This is a genomic window from Wenyingzhuangia aestuarii, assembly GCF_011927765.1.
Taxonomy (GTDB): Bacteria; Bacteroidota; Bacteroidia; order Flavobacteriales; family Flavobacteriaceae; genus Wenyingzhuangia; species Wenyingzhuangia aestuarii.
Window position 1 is genome coordinate 1 of record NZ_JAATJG010000036.1, and the last position, 2,102, is coordinate 2,102.

Consider the following 2,102-nt stretch of genomic DNA (forward strand, 5'->3'; position numbering starts at 1 on the left):
CAAAGAAACAAATCCAAACAAAAAGCTTCGGCTTAGTTGCGTGTTCGAAAATCTTGTCGATTTTCTTCCCGAACAAAGCCTAGCCAAAACCGTTGGCAGTAATAAAAAAATATGAAAACAAGAGGAATAATTATTACAGGAAAAAGCTTCTTAACTGAAAATAAAACATCTTTAAATTTCTCAGGTGGAATTAGCGATCAAGCTCTTAGAAGATATTTAGTCTATTGGGATGAGATTCATTACGTAGATCCTTCACTATTTGGAGGAATAAAAAATACAGATCCAAAATATAAATTACTTTTTGATGAAAAAATATTGAAAAATATAATAATTAATTTCCCTGATAAGCTAGATCTATTTTCTCCATTAGGTATGGCTTCAAGAGAATTAGCACAAATGGATTACTATAAAAACATTAATAAATCTAATAAAGAAATGTTATTTTCTATTGCTCAATCTGGGAATATTTTAAATTTACCCAGTGACACATCTGAAAAAATAAATACTTTAGAACTATCAATCGAAAATTACTTACCTATTCCTATTAATTGTGAATTGGATAAAATTTTAGAATTTAAAGAAAAAAGAAATACTGAGTTATTTGCCTTTAGAGATAGAATAAATGATTTAAAAATATCTTTAAAAAATGAAAACTTTTCAAAAGAAGAATTAATTAAATTAAAAGAAAAAATACACAGAAATTTACTAGATATACACAGAGTAATGGACGAAAACAAATTTCAAAAATCTCTAAGTACTATGAAAACATATTTAAATCTTGGAGATAGTAAAGCCATAAATATTCTTAGACCATTATTGGGAACGATTACAGCAAATAGCTTAGAAATCCCCCTTCAATATGGATTAGGTGCGGGGTTTTTAATAAATGCAGCAATAAATTTAGGTCTAAAAAAACAAAGTAAACTAAGTGGATTACCTAAGGAAACACAAGATTTTGCTTATTTATATTATATGGAAAAAATAAAAAAATAAACTACTGCCAACACCGTATAAAATTAATGTGGGTTTTTATGGTTTCCTCAAATTTTTTGGTCTGTTTATATTGTCGCTCATACTTATTTGAGTATTTTTAAATCGACAAGATAAAAACACAAAATAAGTATAAGCTTGTGGCTCGACTGACAATTCCCGAATTGTCTACCTCCCACACTAATCTTATACAAAACCGTTAGATAACATTTTGAATTACAGAAAATTAAATGAAAAAACATGAGATTTTATACATTTTAATTTCGCTATTTATTGTTTTAAGTTGTCGAAAAAATAAAGATTACGAAAAAGAGATTTTATCTTTAATTCTTACTGAATTATCAAAAGACGTTAGAAAAGAATACTTTCCAATGCCACCAATTCCTAATTCATCCGAAGAAGAAAAATTAAAGGTTAAATTATATAATGAAAATCAACAAAAATTAAAACCTGTTCTTATTTTATCGGAGAAATTTGTCTCTTCTAATTTCTTTAACAGTGACAATCATATAAACTCAAAATCCATTGATAATTATAACTTATCTAAGACTGAAAATAAACTTGTTGAAAACCTATCAAAAAATAAAACTGAAGACAAAATATCTATTGAAAGTTTGAGAATTGACACACCTATAGAAGTCTTATTTAAAGAAAAAATTGACTATTCAAAATATCGAATAATTGAATCAATATATGTTTCTGAAATTTTAATTGAGAATAATTATGCTTGTTTATATTATCAATATGGCAGTTATGGAGTTTTTCAATATGGAGCTGTAGCCATTTTAGAAAGAGAAAATGGAGTTTGGCATATAAAACGAAAATTATTCAATTGGATAACGTAAAACGTTACCTAACACCGGCTAAACTTCATGCGGGTTTGGTGCCAACTTCAAAGTTTTGTGTATATTTACTAAGTCGCCAAATCTTGTTGATTTGGCTTTGTGTAACCACAAAAAACAAAACCAAACAAAAAGCTTCGGCTTAGTCCGTGTTCGAAAATCTTGTCGATTTTCAAACCCGCACAAAGCCTAGCCAAAACCGTTGGCAAACAGTAAAAATCGTTCTAATGAAAAAGAAGATTATATTTTTAACATTATCGATTTCAATTT

At 27.6% G+C, this 2,102-nt stretch carries 2 protein-coding genes; both read left to right on the plus strand.

Annotation, left to right across the window (positions count from 1 at the left end; all coding sequences use genetic code 11):
* Positions 1-111: 111 nt before the first annotated feature.
* Entirely contained in the window at positions 112-993 is an 882-nt protein-coding gene (locus GGR97_RS15170) for a DUF6236 family protein (protein WP_167899374.1), read from the plus strand.
* A 227-nt stretch (positions 994-1,220) separates the two neighbouring features.
* On the plus strand, positions 1,221-1,835 hold the full coding sequence (locus GGR97_RS15175) for a hypothetical protein (RefSeq protein ID WP_167899375.1): 615 nt from the start codon (positions 1,221-1,223) through the stop codon (positions 1,833-1,835).
* Positions 1,836-2,102 lie beyond the last annotated feature (267 nt).